Origin of the sequence: Streptomyces piniterrae, from assembly GCF_005048155.1 — a bacterium.
Lineage (GTDB): Bacteria > Actinomycetota > Actinomycetes > Streptomycetales > Streptomycetaceae > Streptomyces > Streptomyces piniterrae.
The window spans coordinates 281,737-300,950 of sequence record NZ_SUMB01000011.1; the positions used below are offsets into that span (position 1 = coordinate 281,737).

A 19,214-nucleotide genomic window follows, 5' to 3' on the forward strand; every position below is an offset into this window, starting at 1 on the left:
TCCGGCCGCCGGAGGTCCCGGGACCGCGGATCGGCACAGCTCTGCGCCATCGGCGCCATACGTTCAGCACTTTATCCACGAGATACGCCCCAAGAGAACACGTTCTGGGCTACTCGTCATGACCGTCTCCCCGTGGGGATTTGGCATATACCCGCCGAGGAAATGACACATACCGCCCAGGCGAATGGCGTGGGAACGACGGCTTCCGGCAAGGCTCTTGACAGGACTAATGGTCTGGACCAACTTGTACCGCAAGCACAGGGGCCCCTGAGCGCGCACCCGCATTACTCCCCCCCAACTACCCCCCACCCGGAGGCAGTCGTGGTTCGCGCAGGATCAGGAACAGTGAAGAGAAGGCTGCTGGCAGGGCTGGCAGCGGCGGTGCTGACGTCGGCCGGCATCGTCGCCGCCGGCACCGCCAACGCGTCCCAGGAACACCCCGCCGCGCCGGCCGCGCACACCGCCGCGGTCCCCAAGCACGCGGTCACCGGCTACTGGCAGAACTTCAACAACGGCGCCACGGTGCAGAAGCTGAAGGACGTCGACGACGCGTACGACATCATCGCGGTGTCCTTCGCCGACGCCACCGGCGAGCCCGGCGCCGTCACCTTCAACCTCGACCCGGCCGTGGGATACGACTCCGCCGACGACTTCAAGGCGGACATCAAGGCGAAGCAGGCGGCCGGCAAATCGGTGATCATCTCCGTCGGCGGCGAGAAGGGCTCGATATCCGTCGGCGACGACGCCTCCGCGAAGAACTTCGCCGACTCCATCAACAAGCTGATGGACGAATACGGCTTCGACGGCGTCGACATCGACCTCGAAAATGGCCTCAATTCGACGTACATGACACAGGCGCTCAAGGCCGTTCACGCCGCGCACAGCGACGTAGTGGTGACGATGGCCCCGCAGACCATCGATATGCAGTCGCCGCAGAACGAGTACTTCAAGACGGCGCTCGGGATCAAGGACTTCCTGACCGTCGTCAACATGCAGTACTACAACAGCGGTTCCATGAACGGCTGTGACGGCAAGGTCTACGCCCAGGGCACGGTCGACTTCCTGACCTCGCTCGCCTGTATCCAGCTGGCGGGCGGTCTCGACCCGTCCCAGGTCGGCATCGGCGTGCCGGCCTCCTCCCGAGCGGCCGGCAGCGGCTATGTCGCCCCGTCCGTCGTCAACGCCGCCCTGGACTGCCTCACCCAGGGCAGCAACTGCGGCTCCTTCAAGCCGTCCAAGACCTACCCGGGCCTGCGCGGCGCGATGACCTGGTCCACGAACTGGGACGCCGCGAACGGCAACGAGTTCGCCGGGCAGGTGGGCGCGCACGTCCACGGCCTTCCGTAACACCGTTACAGCCGGCCCGCCTCAGCACCTGCGGCTCCGGGCGCCACCCCCCACCGCCAGGTCCCGTGCACGGTCGCACGGGACCTGGCGTCCTGCTTCCCGCTACTTGCTACTTGCTACTTGCTACTTGCTACTGGGTCAGCGTCGGGCGGCCGACGGCTTGGGCAGCTCGCAGCCCTCCGCGCTCAGGTCCAGCTTGTTGCCGACGCCGAAGCACTTCGGTATGCCGTAGGTCTGCTGCGCGTAGTTGATGCCCTTGCGCACGGTGACCTTGCCGTTCTCGTCCACCTCACACGGGTTGTTGACGGTGCACTCCTCACCGCTCTCATTGCCCGTGTTGTTGATGGCCGCGACCTTGCCGCTGGTGGTGTCGACCACCGGCGACCCGGACGTACCCCCGATGGTCTTGCACTCCGGGGTGTAACGGACCGAGTCCTTCCAGGTCCAGTCGCCCTCCTTGAGGGTGTGCACGAACCCGTCGATGTTGCAGGAGTAGATCTTCTTCCAGTAGCCGGAGACCACGCTGATCCCGGCGCCCTGGGCGGGGTGTTCGGTGGCCAGCTCCAGCGGCTTGATCTTGTACTTCTGCTCGATCTCGGCGTAGGTGGAGCCGGTCTCGTACAGCGACACGTCGGTGTCGGTCATCGTGGCGTACGCGATCTTGGTGGCCTTGATCGTGCCCAGGTCACCGGCGTTCGCGTCGAGCACCGTGAAGCTGCGGCTGGACGGCTTGTCGACGACGACCTCGCCCGCGCCGGGCATGCCCTCTTCCAGACAGTGGCCGTTGGACATCACCAGGGCCGGGTCGTTCTCCTGCGACGTGGGCATCTTGACGATCGAGCCCGAGCAGTTGCTCAACGCGACCGTGCCGGCGAAGTCCACCGCCTTGGTCTTGTGCTTGCCCTTGGACTTGCCCAGGGACGGAGCCTTGGCCACGAGCCGGTGCGCCTGCTGCTGCGCCTGCTCCTGCGTCTGCGCCGCCTTGCCGGGATGGGTCGTCGCACCTGCCGTGCCGGCGGTGCCCACCAGGGCCGCTGCACCCAGAACGGCCGTGGCCAGGGTGCCGACGAGAGGTCGATTCATGTGGGGGGTCCTCTCACGCTTCTGTCACCGAAGGTCCTTTGTGTCCCTCCGGTTTTGTCGTGCGCATTGTTAGTGCCAGAGCGCCGCCAGGCAATGAATTTCCGTAAATCGATGGCAAGTTGCCGGATTCGGCCGCTCTGGACGGCCAACCTGCCCACGCCCCGGCATCTTTGGCCACCAAGCATCTTGACCCGCCCATGCCAACCGCCAAAACTGGCGCCGTCGCTTCTTCTCACCCCCACCACAGGAGACCGCATGCGACCACGAATACCCGGCGGACGCAGGACCGTCCTCGCCGCACTCCTCTCCCTCGCACTGGCCGCCCCCCTCACCGCACAGGCGGCACAGGGCTCCCCCACCACCGAGGCGGCCGCCTCCGGCACCTCCCGTGCCACCGAACGGCCGCACCAGTACGAGGTGACCGGCCTCGCCACCCGCGCCGCGCGCACCGTGCTCGCCGCGACCGGCGCCTCCATCGACGAGGTGCACGGCGGGAAGGTCGTCATCACCGCCGACCCCGCCCAGGCCAAAGCCGCGCGCCAACTGGGCTATCGGCTCCGCCAGTTGCCCGACCCCCCGGGCGCCGGCAAGGGCTCGTCATCGACCCGCGTCAAGGACTTCCCCGAGGGCTACACGGGCTACCACACCTACGCCGAGGAGACGAAGGAGATCGACGGCCTCGTCGCCAAGTACCCGGACATCCTCAGCAAGCAGGTCATCGGCAAGTCCCACGAGGGCCGCGACATCCTCGCCCTCAAACTCAGCAAGAACGTCAAGAAGGACGAGAAGGAACCCGAGGTCCTCTTCACCCACCACCAGCACGCCCGTGAACACCTCACGGTGGAGATGGCCCTCTACCTCCTCAACGAGTTCACCTCGAAGTACGGCAGCGACGACCGCATCACCAAGATGCTGGACTCCCGCGAGATCTGGATCCTGCCGAACCTGAACCCGGACGGCGGCGAGTACGACATCGCCTCCGGGGACTTCGCCATGTGGCGCAAGAACCGTCAGCCCAACGACGGCTCCAGCGAGGTCGGCACCGACCTCAACCGCAACTGGGACTACAAGTGGGGCTGCTGCGGCGGCTCTTCCGACGACCCCGGCGACGAGACCTACCGCGGCGCGTCCGCCGCCTCGGCCCCCGAGGTGAAGGTCGTCTCCGACTTCGTCCGCGGCCGCAACGTGGGCGGCAAGCAGCAGATCACCGCCGCCATCGACTTCCACACCTACAGCGAACTCGTCCTCTGGCCCTTCGGCTGGACCGACGCCGACACCGGCGAGGGCATGACCCAGGACGACCACGACGCCTTCGCCGCCGTCGGCAAGGGCATGGCCAAGAGCAACGGCTACACCCCCGAGCAGTCCAGCGACCTCTACATCACGGACGGCTCGATCGACGACTGGCTGTGGGGCGACCAGAAGATCTTCGCCTACACCTTTGAGATGTACCCGTCGTCCGCCGGGGACGGGGGCTTCTACCCGCGTGATTCGGTGATCCCCAAGGAGACCTCGCGCAACCGGGACGCGGTGCTGCAACTGCTGGAGAACAGCGATTGCATGTACCGCTCGATCGGCAAGGAAGACCAGTACTGCAAGGGAAGTAAGCACCAGCAGTAAGACGTCCAGCTGGGCGGGCAGTTGAGAACGCGGCGCCCCGGATCCCTCGACGGGATCCGGGGCGCCGTCTCGTGTGCGCTCAGACCGCCAGGCTCACCAGCGCCGCCACCGCGAAACCCGCGACCGAGAGGACAGATTCCAGCACCGTCCAGGACTTCAGGGTGTCGCGCTCCGAGATCCCGAAGTATTTGGCGACCATCCAGAACCCCCCGTCGTTCACATGCGAAGCGAAGATCGACCCCGCCGAGATCGCCATGATGATCAGCGCCAGGTGCGCCTGCGGCATTCCCTGTCCCTCGACCAGGGGGAGGACGATTCCGGCCGTCGTCACGATGGCGACCGTCGCCGAGCCCTGGGCCACGCGTAGGACGAGGGAGAGCAGGTAGGCGAGGACGATGACCGGGAGGCCGACATTGTGGAAGGTGTCGGAGAGGGCGTCGGCGACGCCGCTGCCCTTGAGGATGGCGCCGAAGACGCCGCCCGCGCCGACGACCAGCAGGATGTTGCCGATCGGCTTGAGGGACGCGGTGGAGACCGTCTCCAGTGACCTGCGGGACCAGCCCCTGCGGATGCCCAGCAGGTAGTAGGAGAGCAGCAGCGCGATCGTCAGGGCCACGAAGGGGTTGCCGAAGAACTCGATGACCGAGCGGAGGGTGCTCGGTGCGAGGGCGACGGAGGAGAAGGTCGCGAGGAGGATGAGGATCAGCGGGGTGCCGATGATGGTGAGGACGGTGGTGAGGGCGACCGGCTTCTCGTGCGGGGAGACGCCGTCCCCCAAGCTCTCGGCTTCGCTCGAGCAGGGGGTGCCCCCATCGGTCTGTTCGGCCGCCACGGCGGCCCTGGCTTCCGCGGCGGCCTCGACCATGTCCTGGGGGACCTCGACGAAGAGGCGCCTGCCGATCCAGGCGGCGTAGCCCCAGGCGGCCAGTACGGCGGGGAGGCCGCAGACGAGGCCCATCAGGATGACCCAGCCGAGGTCGACCTTGAAGAGGCCGGCGGCGGCGACCGGACCGGGGTGCGGCGGCAGGAAGGCGTGGGTCATGGAGAGGCCGGCGAGCAGCGGCATGCAGTAGAGGAGGATCGACTTTCCACTGCGTTTGGCCGCCGCGTAGACGATCGGTGCCAGGACGAAGATGCCCACGTCGAAGAAGACGGGGATGCCGAAGATCAGGCCGGTGAGGCCCATGGCGAGCGGGGCGCGTTTCTCGCCGAAGAGGCCGAGCAGGCGGCCGCTCAACACCTCGGCGCCGCCGGAGACTTCGAGGATCGCGCCGAGCATGGTGCCCAGGCCGATGATGATGGCGACGTGTCCGAGGATGCCGCCCATACCGGTCTCGATCATGGAGACGGCGGCGGATTTCTGCACCGTGCCGAAGAGTTCGGTGACGGAGAGGCCGGCGGCCAGGCCGACGGCGATGGAGACGCCCAGCAGCGCGACGAAGGGCTGGAGGCGGACCTTGATGATGAGGATCAGCAGCAGGGCGATGCCGAGGGCGGCGACCGTCAGGAGGCCCGCGGTGCCCGGTATCAGGGCGAGCAGACCGCCGGTGTGGGGCGCCGGGGGCGGTGGTCCGCCCTGCGGCGTGAGTGCTTGGGACAGGAGTGGGGCCGTGGCAGCGAGGAGCATAGGGGACTCCGTTGGCAGGCAGGGTGTGTCCGGGCAGGGCGGATCGCGGCACGGCGGCCCGGGGGTGCGGGACGCCGCGCCGTGCGGCAGGTGGTGCGGGGGCGGGAGCGGTAACGGCAAAGCGGATCAGCCCAGGACGGCGAGGGCGTCGATCTCGATGAGCAGGCCCTTGGGCAGCCCGACGTAGACCGTGGTGCGGGCGGACGGTGCCTCCTTGAGGCCCTGGGCCTCGAAGTAGGCGTTGTAGATCGCGTTCATCTCGGCGAAGTGGTCGACGTCGGTGAGGTAGACGCGGATCATCATCGCGTCGTCCCAGGTGGCGCCGCCCTCTTCGAGGATGGCCTGGACGTTGGCGAGGGTCTGGAGGGTCTGTTCGCGGAGGGTGGGGCCGGCGGGGGTGGGGGCCTGGCCCTCGACGGCGGGGAGGAAGCCGACCTGGCCGGCGACCTGGAGGATGTTGCCCTTCTTGACGCCGTGCGAGAACTTCGCGGGCGGGGTGGTGTGGGTGGCCGGGGTGAGCGCGATCTTTTCCGTCATGCGGTGTCCTTCATCCGGTGCGGTTCGGGCGGCAGGATCGGGCGGTGTGCTTCATTCGGGGTGCTTCGCCGGGCCGTTGCCGGAGTACTCCCGGCTGATGGCGTCGGCGGTACGGCGTACCAGGGGGAGCAGTGTGAGGAGTTCGTCGGCGGTGACGACGACGTTCGGCGCGGAGACCGACATGGCGGCGATCACCCGTCCGTCCGCGCCGCGGATCGGGGCGGCGACGCAGTTGATGGATTCCTCGTGGCCGCCGAGGTCGGTGGCCCAGCCCTGTTCGCGGACCTTGGCCAGTTCGGCCAGGAAGGCGGTGGCGTCGGGCGTCGAACGGGGCGTGTAGCGGGGGTAGTCGAGCTTCTCGGCGAGGGCGCGGCGCTCGGGCTCGGGCAGGTCGGCGAGCAGCAGTTTGGCGACCGCGGCGACGGTTGTCGCGACGGGTTTGCCGATCCGGGAGTACATCCGGACCGGGTAGCGGCTCTCGACCTTGTCGATGTAGAGGACCTCGTTCTCCTCGTGGACCGCGAGGTGGACGGTGTGTCCGCAGTTCTCGTTGAGTTCTACGAGGTGGGGGTGGGCGATCTCGCGGACGTCGAGGTTTTCGACGGCCTGCTGGGCGAGCGCGAAGAGCCGGGCGCCGAGGCGGTAGCGCTGGTCGGCCTGGCGGTAGACCATGCCGTGCTCGTGGAGCGTGCGCAGCAGCCGCAGGGCGGTGGATTTGTGGACGCCGAGCCGGACCGAGACCTGTTCGAGGTTGGCGGGGCCTTCCGCGAGCAGGGGAAGGATGCTCAGCGCGCGATCGACTGTCTGGCTCATGGTGTACGGACCTCCACCCGTGCGGTGTTGTGCACCCCGTCGCTCGTCGTCCAGCCGGGGCCGAGTCGCAGTGTGCCCCAGTCGGCGGGGTCGAGCGCGGCGAGTCGGTCGGCGAGGGCGCGGGAGGGCGGCGTGCCGAGGTCTTCCGGGACGGTGAGGGAGGCGGCGGCCATGAGGTGTCCGTGTCGGATGCGGGTGAAGACGGGCAGGCCGCGGAGGGTGCCGGAGAGGAATCCGGCGGCGAAGGCGTCGCCGGCGCCTACGGGGGCGGCGACGTCGACGCGCAGGGCGGGGGCGTAGGTGACGGTGTCGATGCCGGTGTCGGTTCCCGTGCCGATGCCGTCGGCCCGGCGGTCGTGGACGGTCTGGCGGTCGTAGACGGTGGCGCCCTCCGGCCCGTGTTTGACGACGAGGGTGGCGGGTTCGGGGAGGGCGTCGCGGAGGGCGTCGGGCCCGTGCAGGCGCCAGGCGGCCTCGGCCTCGTCCTCTCCGACGAACACCAGGTCGCAGCTGCGCGCGAGGTCGAGCAGGATCTCGGGGCCGTGGGCGCGGTCGCGCCAGAGGTCAGGGCGGTAGTTGACGTCGAAGGAGAGGAGCGGGCGGCCGGGGTGGCGTGCGGTCACTTCCCGCAGCAGTCCCAGGCAGTCGTCGGAGAGGGCGGCCGTGATCCCGGACAGGTGCAGTATCCGGCCGGAGCGGATCGCGGCCAGGTCCATGGTGTTGGCGGACATCGCGGCGGCGGCGGACCCGGCGCGGTAGTAGGCGACCTCGTGGGCGTCGGTGGCGCGGTCGCCCGCGGTGCGGAAGTAGACGCCGGTGGGGCGGGCCGGGTCGCGGCGTACGGAGCGGGTGTCGACTCCGTACGCGCCGACGGCCGCCACGAGGTGGTCTCCGAAGGCGTCGGCGCCGACCCGGCTGATCCACTTGGCGGAGTGCCCGGCGGCGGCCAGCGCGCACGCCACGTTGGACTCGGCGCCGCCGATGGCGCGGTCGAAGGCGGGGACGTCGGCGAGCCGTCCCGGGCCGGCGGGGAGGAAGGCGATCATGGACTCGCCGAGGCAGACGACGTCGGCACCGTCGGCCCGGACGGTGGTGTCACCGTGCCGGCCGGGGGTATCGCGGACGTGTGGGGACCTGGTCACGATCGGATGCGCTCCTTCGCTGTGCCGCTCGGCGGGCCCGTTTTCCCGCCGTCCGTCGCCGCGTTTCTCGTCATTGACCCGGTGATGGCTCGGATGTTAGACACCAGCAAGCGCTGTACGCAACGATCGTTGCAAATGTTGCAACACGACCTGGGAGGAGGCCTCATGGCCGGCGAGCGGCTCGCAAAGGGACTCAAGGAACTCGCGGACGAGCGGGTCGACCACCGCTTCAAGGCACTCCCCCCGGACGCCGAGGGGCTGACCGTCGGCGAGCTGGCCGCCCAGCGCCGCAACCTCTTCCGCGACGGCTTCACCACCCCCGTGCTGGCCCTCTCCGCGGAGTCGGTCGAGCACAACCTGGCCGTCATGGAGGCCTACGCGGACCGGCACGGCCTGGCGTTCGCGCCGCACGGCAAGACCTGTATGGCGCCGCAGCTCTTCGCCCGCCAGCTGGCACGCGGCGCGTGGGGCATCACCGCCGCCGTCCCCCACCAGGCCCGCGTCTACCGGGCCTACGGCATCCAGCGGATCTTCCTCGCCAACGAGATCGTGGACGCGGCCGCGCTGCGCTGGCTCGCCCGCGAGCTGGACACCGACCCCGACTTCCGCCTCATCTGCTACGTCGACTCGCTGCGCGGCATCGAGCTGATGGACACCACACTGCGCGAGGCCGGCGCCACCCGCCCGGTGGACGTCGTCATCGAGCTCGGCGCCGGTGAGGGCGCGCGTACCGGTGTGCGCACCGAGGCCGAGTGCCGGGAACTCGCCGACGCCATCGCCGGTGTGGACACCCTCCGGCTGGTCGGCATCGCCGGCTACGAGGGGGAGGTACCGGACGCCACACCCAAGCGGGTCGCCGCCTGGCTGCGCCGGCTGGTGGCACTGACCGTGGAGCTGGACAAGGCGGGCCGGTTCGCCGACCTGGACCGGATCGTGATCAGCGCCGGCGGCAGCGCCTGGTTCGACACGGTCGCCGAGGTCTTCGCCGAGCTCCCCGAACTGTCCGCGCCGGCCCTCAAACTGCTGCGCTCGGGCGCCTATGTGTCGCACGACGACGGCCAGTACCGGCGTGTCACCCCGTTCAACCGCATCCCGGAAGAGGGCGACCTCCAGGCCGCCTTCCGGCTGTGGGCGCAGGTCGTCTCCCGGCCCACCCCCCAGCAGGCGTTCCTGAACGCGGGCAAGCGCGATGCGCCGCACGACCTCGATCTGCCGCGGGCCGACGTCGTACGGTCGGGCCGGGACGGCACCCTGCGTCCGGCGGCCGGCGTCAGCGTCACCGGCCTGTCCGACCAGCACATCTGGCTCGCCACGGAGAGCGCGACCGCTCTGGAGGTCGGCGACTGGGTCGGTCTCGGCCTCTCCCACCCCTGTACGACCTTCGACAAGTGGCAGCTGATCCCGCTGGTCGAGGCGGACGGGACGGTCGTCGACTTCGTCCGGACGTTTTTCTGAGGCGCCCGCCATGGACCTGGTCATCCGTGACGCACGGGTCGTCGACGGCACCGGCGGCGCTTCCTTCCGGGCCGATGTGGCCGTCGACGGCGGCCGGATCGCCGCCGTCGTGCGCGAGGGGGAGGGCGGGCGGCCCACCGCGCGCCGAGTGCTGGACGCCGACGGACTCGCCCTCTCCCCCGGCTTCATCGACATGCACGCCCACAGCGACCTCGCCCTGCTGCGCGATCCCGCGCACGAGGCCAAGGCCGCGCAGGGCGTCACTCTCGAAGTCCTCGGCCAGGACGGCCTGTCGTACGCGCCGGTCGACGCCGCCACGCTCGCCCAGATCCGGGCCCAGATCACCGGCTGGAACGGCGGAGCGCCCGGGGACACCACCGTCGACTTCGACTGGCGCACCGTCGGCGAGTACCTCGACCGCCTCGATCACGGCTTCGACGGCGAGGGCATCGCCGTCAACGCCGCCTACCTCGTCCCGCAGGGCACGGTCCGGATGCTCGCGGTCGGCTACGAGGACCGCGCGGCCACCGCCGGGGAGCTGGCCCGTATGCGGCGACTCGTCGCCGAGGGCATGGAACAGGGCGCGGTCGGCCTCTCCTCCGGGCTGACCTACACGCCCGGCATGTACGCCACCGACGCCGAACTCACCGAACTGTGCCGGGTGGTGGCCCACTACGGCGGCTACTACTGCCCCCACCACCGCTCCTACGGCGCCGGCGCCCTCCGGGCGTACGAGGAGATGGTGGCGCTCACCCGCGAGGCCGGCTGCGCCCTCCATCTCGCCCACGCCACCATGAACTTCGGCGTCAACAAGGGCCGCGCCCCCGAGCTGCTGGCCCTGCTGGACAAGGCGCTCGACTCCGGCGCCGACATCTCCCTCGACACCTATCCCTACACGCCCGGCTGTACGACGCTGGTCGCGATGCTGCCGAGCTGGGCGGCGGAGGGCGGCCCGGACGCGATACTCGCCCGCCTCCGGGACGCGGCGAGCGCCACCCGCATCCGGCACGACCTGGAGGTGGCCGGCTCCGACGGCTGCCATGGCGTGCCCATCGACTGGGACACCATCGAGATCTCCGGTGTCTCGGACCCCGGCCTGGCGGGCCATGTCGGCAGGACGATCGCGCGCGGCGCCGCGGAGCGCGGCGAGGAGCCGTGGACCACCGCCCGCCGCCTCCTGATCGACGACCGGCTGGGCTCGACGATCCTCCATCATGTCGGCCACGAGGAGAACGTCCGGCAGATCATGCGGCACCGTGTGCACACCGGCGGCAGCGACGGCATCCTCCAGGGCGACAAGCCGCATCCGCGCGCGTACGGCACCTTCCCCCAGTACCTCGGGAAGTACGTCCGCGAGCTGGGAGTGCTGTCGCTGGAGGAGTGCGTGGCGCATCTGACCTCGCGGCCCGCCGCCCGGCTGCGGCTGCCCGACCGCGGCCTGGTCCGCGAGGGCTACCGCGCCGACCTGGTCCTCTTCGACCCGGAAACGGTCGCCGCGGGTTCGACGTTCGACGCCCCGCGCACCCTCCCGACGGGCATCCCGCATGTCCTGATCGACGGCCGCTTCGTGGTGGCGGACGGCCGGCGGACGGATGTACTGGCGGGGCGGGCGGTGCGACGGACTGGCTGGACGCGCTAGTCAGCTGCGGCCGGGCCAGCGGGGCCGCTCCCGGAGACCCCACGCGATCTCGTCGACCCACTCCCGCACCACCACCGGGTCGGTGGCCACACCGAGGGCGCCCAGCTCCCGCGCGCGTTCCTCACGAGCGGGTGTGACCCAGGAGGCGAAGAACCCCAGCGGGCCGCGATAGCCGCCCTCCTGGCGCAACCGCTCGGCGAAGGTGAACCCGCCGTCGGGGTTCCCGTACCCGTCCGCGTACCGGGCGATGTCGGAGAGCACCAGATCCGCCCGGTGCTCGGCCAGCCAGTCGAGCGCCTCCTGGTCGTTGTTGGCCAGGTGGACGGCCGCGCCTTCCCCGCGCAGCTCCGCGACCAGCCCCATGAAGCTGTCCCCGAGGCGCTCGTCCACCCAGAGAACGGACAGGTCACGCACCGGCGGCGCCAGCGGCGGGGGCGACGAGCCGGGCTGCTGGGCAGGGGGGCGTACCGGCTCCTGGAGCGCGGCCACCACCAGATCGCGCAGCTTCTGCTCGTTGTTGGTGAGCCGGGCGCCCAACTCGGCCGCGCGCTCCTCCCGTTCGGGGCTCTGCCGGATGGTGTAGAAGATCACCGGCCCGTCGTAGACCCCGTCCCTCTTGAGCCGCGCCACCATGTCGAAGCCCGCGACACGGTCCCGGCCCCGGCTGATGTCGGAGATCAGCAGGTCGGGGCGGCGGTCGCGGACGGCACGGCCCGCGGCCCGGCTGGTGGACTCGTGCCGCACCTGTGCGCCGAGGCTCTCCAGCACCTCCCGCACCACGGCCTTGCGGTCCGGCTGGTCGTCGACCCACAGGACGTCCAGCAGCGGGGAGTACGCGGGCTGCGGGTACGGGGACTGCGCCGGATATCCGCCTTGCTGGGTCGGGTATCCGGGTTGCGGGGCCTGCCCGTACGCCCCCTGTTGCTGGTAGGCGGGCTGCTGCCCGTACGGCGGCGCCGGTTCGACCGGATCCGCGTACGGCATGTTCGGATACGTCTGGGGCGGCGGCGTCTGCGCTTGCTGCGGCGGCGCCCCCTGGGCCGGGTACCCCAACGGCGCCCCCTGTGCCGGGTACCCCGCCAATGGCACCCCGTCCGCCGGCCACGCCAGCGGCGGGCCGAACCCCGACCCGGAGCCGTCCGGGAAGGGCACCGACAGCCCGCGCCACAGCGGCGCCCACTCCCTCGACATCGGGGTCGGCTCGGTTCCGGACCCCACCGGGCCCTCGCGCAGCCGCAGCAGCAGCTGCACCGCGTCCGGGCGGGCGGTCAGCTCGTCGACGAGTGAGGTGAAGGCCGGGTTGAGCACCAGGTCGGGGAATTCATTGGGCAGTTGGCGCTCCAGCGCGGCGAGCACCGCCTCGCCGCCCGCGCCGGGCGGTTCCGGCGGCACCAGGTCGTACGGCGCGAGGAAGTCCCGTACCGTCGCCAGCTCCTCGGCGGATGCGCCGCCGGTGGCCGACAGCAGCGTCCGCCGCACCTCGCGGTACCGCCGGAACTCGGCCACCACATCGCCGTCCAGCGTGCCGGAAGGGCCGGTCATCATCCGGTAGAAGTCGGGATAGAAGTACTGGAGCAGCAGCGTCCGGAGCACCGCGCCCGGCCCGAAGTCGCGCCAGACCGGGTTCAGCGTGGCCTCCAGGACGAAGCCGTTGACCAGGCGCTTGATCCGTCGCGGGTTGCGGCCCGAGCGCTCGGCCAGCAGGTCGACCAGCGCCTCGTCGAGCAGCGGCTCGACCCCGGCGGTCCGTGCGCACCAGCGGATGTAGTCCTTGACGCCCTGACCGTCGGGGGCCGGGATCCGGTAGCTGGTCTGGAAGATCTTCTCCATGAAGGCGGAGCCGGCCGGCGACAGATCACGCAGCAGGCCGTTCGGACCCAGCGCCGACCGGTCGCAGCCGACGACGAACGCCAGCCCCGGCACGTCCAGGTAGACCTTCACCGCCTCGCAGACCGCCAGCACGGTCTCCTCCGAGCAGCGGTCCAGGTCGTCGATGAAGACCACGAGGAGTCGTTGTGGCTGGAATTCGGCGGTCTCCGACCACTCCTGCACCAGCTGTCCGATGGCGCCGCGCATCTCGTTGCGGGCCTGGGAGTTGACGGACAGGGTCTTCCACAGCTCGTCGACCAGCCCGGACACGCCCAGCGGCCCGGCGGCGACGGTCGTCAGGGCGCGGGTGAACCGCAGCAGTGCGCGCCGCTCGGAGACCCGCTGGAGGCCGCGGCGCAGCACCCGCCGGTCGAACCGCATCAGAACGGACTTGATCAGCCCTTCCAGCGCGTCGGCGCCGGTCGAGGTCCAGGCGTTGTACCAGACGGTGTGCACCTCGGGGGCCTGTGCCAGCTCCGCGTCGACCAGCCGCATCAGGCTGCTCTTGCCCATGCCCCAGCCGGCGTCGACGGCGAGGGTGAAGGGGGTGGACTGCCGGGAGGCGACCAGCAGTCCGGCGAGCTGGGCGGCGGCCCGGCCGGCCCCGAGCAGGTCTGCGCCGGGTTCGGCCACCGGCTCGTCGTTGAGCAGCGCGAACGGCGAGTACGGGGCGGGGCCGCGCGATCCGGGTAAGGCGAAGGCGTCGGCCCCGGGGGCCGGCGGGTCCCCGGGGGCGGGTGTGTCGCCGGGCGCCGGCGCGGGCATCGGCGTACGGGTGGCCCCGGTGGTCGGAGAAGTCGCCATCCTGGCCCCCGTGTCAGGTCGTCGGCGTACTGAGTGGGCGCACTGAGGTGCGTTCGCCGGCGCTTCCGATCTTGGTGGCGCGGCCGCCCGGAGCGTACCGCCGTGGCGCCCCCGTCCGCCGGTTTCCCGCGAAATCAGCACCGGGTCAGCGGCCGGTGCGCCGTCACCCCTCGTGATGAAGCACACGCCAACAGTCGATCAAGTGGGGAAAAACACCGGGCGTCCGCGGTTACGCGGCCGTAAGGTGGCGGACATGCAGGTGATCCAGTCAACCAAGCTCGCCAACGTCTGCTACGAAATCCGTGGCCCGGTGCTCGAGGAGGCCATGCGGCTCGAGGCGGCGGGTCATCGCATCCTCAAGCTGAACACGGGCAACCCGGCGGCGTTCGGCTTCGAGTGCCCGCCCGAAATACTGGAGGACATCCTCCGGTCGGTCGGTACGGCGCATGGCTACGGTGACGCGAAGGGCCTGCTCTCCGCCCGCCGCGCGGTCATGCAGCACTACCAGACCAAGGGCATCGAGCTCTCCGTCGACGACATCTACCTGGGCAACGGCGTCTCGGAGCTGATCCAGATGTCGATGCAGGCGCTGCTGGACGACGGGGACGAGGTGCTCGTACCGGCCCCGGACTATCCGCTGTGGACCGCCTCGGTCTCGCTCTCCGGCGGTACGGCCGTGCACTACCGCTGCGACGAGCAGGCGGACTGGATGCCGGACCTCGCCGACATCGAGCGCAAGGTCACCGACCGCACCAAGGCCATCGTCGTCATCAACCCCAACAACCCCACGGGCGCCGTATACGACGACGAGCTGCTGCGCGGTCTCGCGGAGATCGCCCGCCGGCACAACCTGATCGTCTGCGCCGACGAGATCTACGACAAGATCCTCTACGACGGCGTCACCCACACCCCGTTCGCCTCGCTCGCCCCGGACCTGCTGACGCTGACCTTCAACGGCCTGTCGAAGTCGTACCGGGTCGCCGGCTACCGCAGCGGCTGGCTCGCGGTCTGCGGCCCGAAGGCGCATGCCGCCTCGTACATCGAGGGTCTGACGATCCTCGCCAATATGCGGCTGTGCGCCAACATGCCGGCCCAGCACGCGGTGGCGACCGCGCTCGGCGGCCGTCAGTCGATCAACGACCTGGTGCTCCCCGGCGGCCGGCTGCTGGAGCAGCGCGACACGGCGTACGAGTTGCTGACGCAGATCCCCGGCATCAGCTGCGTCAAGCCGAAGGGCGCGCTGTACGCCTTCCCGCGGCTCGACCCCACGGTCTACAAGATCAAGGACGACCGGCAGATGGTGCTCGATCTGCTGCGCGCCGAGAAGATCATGATCGTGCACGGCACCGGCTTCAACTGGACCGAGCCGGACCACTTCCGTCTGGTCACGCTCCCGAACAAGGACGATCTGACGGATGCCATCACCCGGATCGGCTCCTTCCTGGACGGTTACGGGCAGTACTGAGCCGCGCCGGGACAGCGCGTCCCGCCGCCCCACCAGGCGATTTCCGTATCTCTCGACTCTCTGGCTGTACGACCCACAACTTTAGACAGTGTCTAAGCTAGGATGGTCTCCTAGACGTTTTCAGGAGGCCGTCCCATGTACGAACCGATCCGCACCAAGTCGGTCCACACCATGGCCGCCGCCCCGGAGATCCCGCACCGCTCCCGCGAGGAGGAGCTGGACATCCGGCTCGCCGGACATCTGACCGCGCTGCTCACCGTGACCGACGAGCTGCACGCCCTGGCGCTGCGGTCCGGCGGCACCGCGGCGGGCGCCGCGCTGGACGCCGCCGCGCTGGCGACCGCCGCCGATCGCATCGCCGAGCAGGTCGCGCGGCTGAGCGGCGGCCGCTATCCGCTGCGCGCCGAGCCCACCGGCGGCGACCCGTCGCGCATCCCGGCGCTGCATCAGCGCGCCCACACCCTGGCCGGGAACGCCCTGGCGGTGGCCACGTCCCGGGACGACACCGCGGCGATAGCCCTGACGTCGGAGCGCCTGGAGGCTCACCACACGCCCCTGCCGGATCTCGCCACGGCGTGACGGCGGTGGAAACGCCTCCGGGGCCCCGCATCAAGTACGGGACCCCGGAGGGGAGTTGAGCGTCAGCCCTGAGGGGCTGCGGGCGCCTGCGGACTAGCCGAGACGCTCGACCAGCGCGCGGTACTCGTCCCACAGCTCCTTCGGCGTGTGGTCACCGAAGGTGTTGAGGTGCTCGGGGATCAGCGCCGCCTCCTCGCGCCACACGTCCTTGTCGACGGTGAGCAGGAAGTCGAGGTCCGCGTCGTCCAGGTCGAGGCCCTCGGTGTCCAGCGCCGCCTTCGTGGGCAGCACGCCGATGGGCGTCTCGACGCCCTCCGCCGTGCCCTCCAGCCGCTCGACGATCCACTTGAGCACCCGGCCGTTCTCGCCGAAGCCCGGCCACACGAAGCGGCCCTTGTCGTCCTTGCGGAACCAGTTGACGTAGTAGATCTTCGGCAGCTTGGACTGGTCCTTGTCGGCACCCACCTTGACCCAGTGCGCCATGTAGTCGCCCATGTTGTAGCCGCAGAACGGCAGCATGGCGAACGGGTCGCGGCGCAGCTCGCCGACCTTGCCCTCGGCCGCCGCGGTCTTCTCGCTGGCGACGTTGGCGCCGAGGAAGACGCCGTGCTGCCAGGTCAGCGACTCGGTCACCAGCGGTACGGCGCTGGCGCGGCGGCCGCCGAAGAGGATCGCCGAGATCGGCACGCCCTTGGGGTCCTCCCACTCGGGCGCGATGATCGGGCACTGGCCGGCCGGGACGGTGAAGCGGGCGTTGGGGTGGGCCGCCGGGGTGCCGGACTCCGGGGTCCAGTCGTTGCCCTTCCAGTCCGTCAGATGGGCGGGCAGTTCCTCGGTCATGCCCTCCCACCACACGTCGCCGTCGTCGGTGAGCGCGACATTGGTGAAGACGGAGTTGCCCCACATCGTCTTCATGGCGTTGGCGTTGGTGTGCTCGCCGGTGCCGGGCGCGACGCCGAAGAAGCCGGCCTCGGGGTTGATGGCGTAGAGGCGGCCGTCCCGGCCGAAGCGCATCCAGGCGATGTCGTCGCCGATGGTCTCGACCGTCCAGCCGGAGATCGTGGGCTCCAGCATGGCCAGGTTGGTCTTGCCGCAGGCCGACGGGAAGGCGGCAGCCACGTACTTCGACTCGCCCTGCGGCGGGGTCAGCTTGAGGATCAGCATGTGCTCGGCCAGCCAGCCCTCGTCACGGGCCATCACCGACGCGATGCGCAGCGCGTAGCACTTCTTGCCGAGCAGGGCGTTGCCGCCGTAGCCGGAGCCGTAGGACCAGATCTCGCGGGCCTCGGGGAAGTGCGAGATGTACTTGGTGGAGTTGCACGGCCAGGGGACGTCGGCCTCGCCCTCGGCCAGGGGGGCGCCGAGGGTGTGCACCGCCTTGACGAAGAAGCCGTCCTCGCCGAGCTCGTCGAGCACCGGCTGGCCCATACGGGTCATGGTGCGCATCGAGACGGCGACGTAGGCGGAGTCGGTGATCTCCACGCCGATGGCGGAGAGGTCGGAGCCGAGCGGGCCCATGCAGAACGGGACGACGTACATCGTCCGGCCCTTCATCGAGCCGCGGAAGATGCCGCCCTCGCCGTTCGAGCCGGCGAAGATCTCCCGCATCTCCGCCGGGGCCTTCCAGTGGTTCGTCGGGCCGGCGTCCTCCTCCTTCTCGGAGCAGATGAAGGTGCGGTCCTCGACGCGCGCCACGTCCGTGGGGTCGGACGCGGCGTAGTACGAGTTGGGGCGCTTGATCGGGTCGAGCTTCTTGAACGTGCCCTTGTCGACGAGCTCCTCGCACAGTCGCTCGTACTCGGCCTCCGAGCCGTCACACCAGACGACCCGGTCGGGCTGGGTGAGCGCTGCGATCTCATCGACCCAGGAGACGAGTTCCTGGTGACGGGTCGGAATGGGTGAGGGAGCCGCGTTTTCGCGCGCCACGATCGCTCCTAGATGAGGGTGTGAGCGGATCTGTGCCCGGGTTCGCCGGGTAAATCCACCTGTTTTTGGATGTCGCCCCTTGGGGGCCGCGACCCGGATGCTTCGTGACCGCTCATCCGGTGCCGACCGCACTCATTTGATCATCCGACCCCGATCAGCTTCTGTCCAGAGGGCACTGTGGTGACCGTCACCACTTCCGGACGAATCCGTAACCTACGGTCGCGTAGATAGCATGTCCGCCATGACTTCCGCGCCCGACGCCGCCGAGAGCCACTCCTCCCCCGCATCCGCCGCGGCCGATTCCGGTTCCACGGCCGCCGCGGCGACGGGGACCGACACGGGCGCGATAGCGGCGGTCGCCGCGATGGCAGCGCCGCTCAAGCCGAAACTGCGGGGCTGGCTGCACGCCGGGATGTTTCCCGCCGTCCTCCTCTCCGGAGTCATCCTCACCGCGCTCGCCGACAGCGCCCGCGGGCGCCTGGCCTGCGCCGTCTACACGCTGACCGCCTGCCTGCTGTTCGGCGTCAGCGCCCTGTACCACCGCGGCAATTGGGGCCCGCGGGCCGACGGCATCCTGCGCCGGCTCGACCACGCCAACATCTTTTTGATCATCGCGGGCACCTATACGCCGCTCACGATGCTGCTGATGCCCGACTCCCGCGGCCAGGCGCTGCTCTGGGCGGTCTGGGCGGCCGCCCTGGCCGGCATCGTCTTCCGCGTCTTCTGGGTCGGCGCGCCCCGCTGGCTCTACACCCCCTGCTATATCGCGATGGGCTGGGCCGCCGTCTTCTTCCTCCCAGACTTCCTGCGCACCGGCGGCATCGCCGTCCTCGTGCTCGTCATCGTCGGCGGGCTGCTCTACAGCGCGGGCGGAGTGATCTACGGCATCAAGCGACCCAACCCGTCACCGCGGTGGTTCGGCTTCCACGAGGTCTTCCACTCCTTCACACTGGCGGCCTTCGTGGTGCACTACGTCGGCATCTCGCTGGTGGCCTATTCGCACGCCTGAGACGGGCAGAACCCGGGCGGCACACCTTCCCCCAGACCTTGGGGGCATGGGCGGTGCCCCCCTCGCGCGCCACCGTGGCCGCGGCCACCCGGCCGCGGCCACGCGCCATGTCAGGACCGCCCATCCCCTCGGCGCGATGGCGAGAACCGGTGCCCGGCCGCCGACGAGGAAGCCGCCGACACACAGCGCGACGGCAAGCGCGGCATACGCATCCATCCCAGGTCGCAGCCACACCACCCTCCACACCACCCCTCCGAACATCACCGACAGTAATCACTTCCACGCCCCAGCGTGACACA

The 19,214-nt window shown here is 70.1% G+C and carries 14 protein-coding genes; 7 read left to right on the top strand and 7 right to left on the bottom strand.

Annotation, left to right across the window (positions count from 1 at the left end; all coding sequences use genetic code 11):
• Positions 1–345 precede the first annotated feature (345 nt).
• Complete coding sequence (locus FCH28_RS28895; RefSeq protein WP_246103309.1) at positions 346–1,347, top strand: chitinase; 1,002 nt, start codon at positions 346–348, stop codon at positions 1,345–1,347.
• Between the two features lie 138 nt (positions 1,348–1,485).
• On the opposite strand, the gene FCH28_RS28900 is transcribed toward FCH28_RS28895, so the two are convergent.
• On the bottom strand, positions 1,486–2,430 hold the full coding sequence (locus FCH28_RS28900) for a S1 family peptidase (protein WP_136743098.1): 945 nt from the start codon (positions 2,428–2,430) through the stop codon (positions 1,486–1,488).
• Positions 2,431–2,685: 255 nt separating this feature from the next.
• On the opposite strand from FCH28_RS28900, the gene FCH28_RS28905 reads away from it, so the two are divergent.
• Complete coding sequence (locus tag FCH28_RS28905; protein WP_136743099.1) at positions 2,686–4,050, top strand: M14 family metallopeptidase; 1,365 nt, start codon at positions 2,686–2,688, stop codon at positions 4,048–4,050.
• A 79-nt stretch (positions 4,051–4,129) separates the two neighbouring features.
• On the opposite strand, the gene FCH28_RS28910 is transcribed toward FCH28_RS28905, so the two are convergent.
• The 4 genes from FCH28_RS28910 to FCH28_RS28925 form a co-directional block, all read right to left on the bottom strand.
• The gene (locus FCH28_RS28910; protein ID WP_246103311.1) at positions 4,130–5,677 is read right to left on the bottom strand and encodes a GntP family permease; all 1,548 of its coding nucleotides are present in this window, start codon (positions 5,675–5,677) and stop codon (positions 4,130–4,132) included.
• 126 nt (positions 5,678–5,803) lie between these two features.
• Positions 5,804–6,214 carry a RidA family protein gene (locus FCH28_RS28915; RefSeq protein WP_136743100.1) on the bottom strand — a complete coding sequence of 137 codons (411 nt, stop codon included), beginning with the start codon at positions 6,212–6,214 and terminating at the stop codon, positions 5,804–5,806.
• A 51-nt stretch (positions 6,215–6,265) separates the two neighbouring features.
• Positions 6,266–7,027, bottom strand: a complete 762-nt coding sequence (locus tag FCH28_RS28920; RefSeq protein WP_136743101.1) for an IclR family transcriptional regulator — start codon at positions 7,025–7,027, stop codon at positions 6,266–6,268.
• Positions 7,024–8,073, bottom strand: coding sequence for a sugar kinase (locus FCH28_RS28925; protein ID WP_136743179.1), 1,050 nt, complete (start codon positions 8,071–8,073; stop codon positions 7,024–7,026). The genes FCH28_RS28920 and FCH28_RS28925 overlap by 4 nt, the downstream gene beginning before the upstream one ends.
• A 261-nt stretch (positions 8,074–8,334) precedes the next feature.
• On the opposite strand from FCH28_RS28925, the gene FCH28_RS28930 reads away from it, so the two are divergent.
• Together FCH28_RS28930 and FCH28_RS28935 are read left to right on the top strand one after the other, a co-directional pair.
• On the top strand, positions 8,335–9,624 hold the full coding sequence (locus FCH28_RS28930; protein ID WP_136743102.1) for an amino acid deaminase: 1,290 nt from the start codon (positions 8,335–8,337) through the stop codon (positions 9,622–9,624).
• A 10-nt stretch (positions 9,625–9,634) separates the two neighbouring features.
• Positions 9,635–11,263, top strand: a complete 1,629-nt coding sequence (locus FCH28_RS28935) for an N-acyl-D-amino-acid deacylase family protein (protein ID WP_136743103.1) — start codon at positions 9,635–9,637, stop codon at positions 11,261–11,263.
• Here the strand turns inward: FCH28_RS28935 and FCH28_RS28940 are convergent, their stop codons facing one another.
• Entirely contained in the window at positions 11,264–13,936 is a 2,673-nt protein-coding gene (locus tag FCH28_RS28940; RefSeq protein WP_136743104.1) for a P-loop NTPase fold protein, read from the bottom strand.
• A gap of 253 nt (positions 13,937–14,189) precedes the next feature.
• Here FCH28_RS28940 and FCH28_RS28945 point away from each other — a divergent pair, with 253 nt between their 5' ends.
• Together FCH28_RS28945 and FCH28_RS28950 are read left to right on the top strand one after the other, a co-directional pair.
• The gene (locus tag FCH28_RS28945; RefSeq protein ID WP_136743105.1) at positions 14,190–15,401 is read left to right on the top strand and encodes a pyridoxal phosphate-dependent aminotransferase; all 1,212 of its coding nucleotides are present in this window, start codon (positions 14,190–14,192) and stop codon (positions 15,399–15,401) included.
• A 135-nt stretch (positions 15,402–15,536) separates the two neighbouring features.
• Positions 15,537–15,980 (top strand): SCO4983 family protein, encoded by a 444-nt coding sequence (locus FCH28_RS28950; protein ID WP_136743106.1) that lies wholly within the window; start codon positions 15,537–15,539, stop codon positions 15,978–15,980.
• Positions 15,981–16,073: 93 nt separating this feature from the next.
• Here FCH28_RS28950 and FCH28_RS28955 read toward each other — a convergent pair whose 3' ends face one another.
• Positions 16,074–17,906, bottom strand: a complete 1,833-nt coding sequence (locus FCH28_RS28955; protein ID WP_136743107.1) for a phosphoenolpyruvate carboxykinase (GTP) — start codon at positions 17,904–17,906, stop codon at positions 16,074–16,076.
• A 241-nt stretch (positions 17,907–18,147) separates the two neighbouring features.
• Between FCH28_RS28955 and trhA the strand changes: the two genes are divergently transcribed.
• Positions 18,148–18,915 carry a PAQR family membrane homeostasis protein TrhA gene (gene trhA, locus FCH28_RS28960; protein ID WP_187363951.1) on the top strand — a complete coding sequence of 256 codons (768 nt, stop codon included), beginning with the start codon at positions 18,148–18,150 and terminating at the stop codon, positions 18,913–18,915.
• The last annotated feature ends 299 nt before the right edge of the window (positions 18,916–19,214 follow it).

Coding starts and splice junctions, on each gene's coding strand:
- FCH28_RS28950 (WP_136743106.1), top strand. CDS start 15,537: ATGTACGAACCGATCCGCACCAAGTCGGTCCACACCATGGCCGCCGCC.
- FCH28_RS28940 (WP_136743104.1), bottom strand. CDS start 13,936: ATGGCGACTTCTCCGACCACCGGGGCCACCCGTACGCCGATGCCCGCG.
- FCH28_RS28910 (WP_246103311.1), bottom strand. CDS start 5,677: ATGCTCCTCGCTGCCACGGCCCCACTCCTGTCCCAAGCACTCACGCCG.
- FCH28_RS28915 (WP_136743100.1), bottom strand. CDS start 6,214: ATGACGGAAAAGATCGCGCTCACCCCGGCCACCCACACCACCCCGCCC.
- FCH28_RS28900 (WP_136743098.1), bottom strand. CDS start 2,430: ATGAATCGACCTCTCGTCGGCACCCTGGCCACGGCCGTTCTGGGTGCA.
- FCH28_RS28905 (WP_136743099.1), top strand. CDS start 2,686: ATGCGACCACGAATACCCGGCGGACGCAGGACCGTCCTCGCCGCACTC.
- FCH28_RS28920 (WP_136743101.1), bottom strand. CDS start 7,027: ATGAGCCAGACAGTCGATCGCGCGCTGAGCATCCTTCCCCTGCTCGCG.
- trhA (WP_187363951.1), top strand. CDS start 18,148: ATGACTTCCGCGCCCGACGCCGCCGAGAGCCACTCCTCCCCCGCATCC.
- FCH28_RS28930 (WP_136743102.1), top strand. CDS start 8,335: ATGGCCGGCGAGCGGCTCGCAAAGGGACTCAAGGAACTCGCGGACGAG.
- FCH28_RS28925 (WP_136743179.1), bottom strand. CDS start 8,073: ATGATCGCCTTCCTCCCCGCCGGCCCGGGACGGCTCGCCGACGTCCCC.
- FCH28_RS28935 (WP_136743103.1), top strand. CDS start 9,635: ATGGACCTGGTCATCCGTGACGCACGGGTCGTCGACGGCACCGGCGGC.
- FCH28_RS28945 (WP_136743105.1), top strand. CDS start 14,190: ATGCAGGTGATCCAGTCAACCAAGCTCGCCAACGTCTGCTACGAAATC.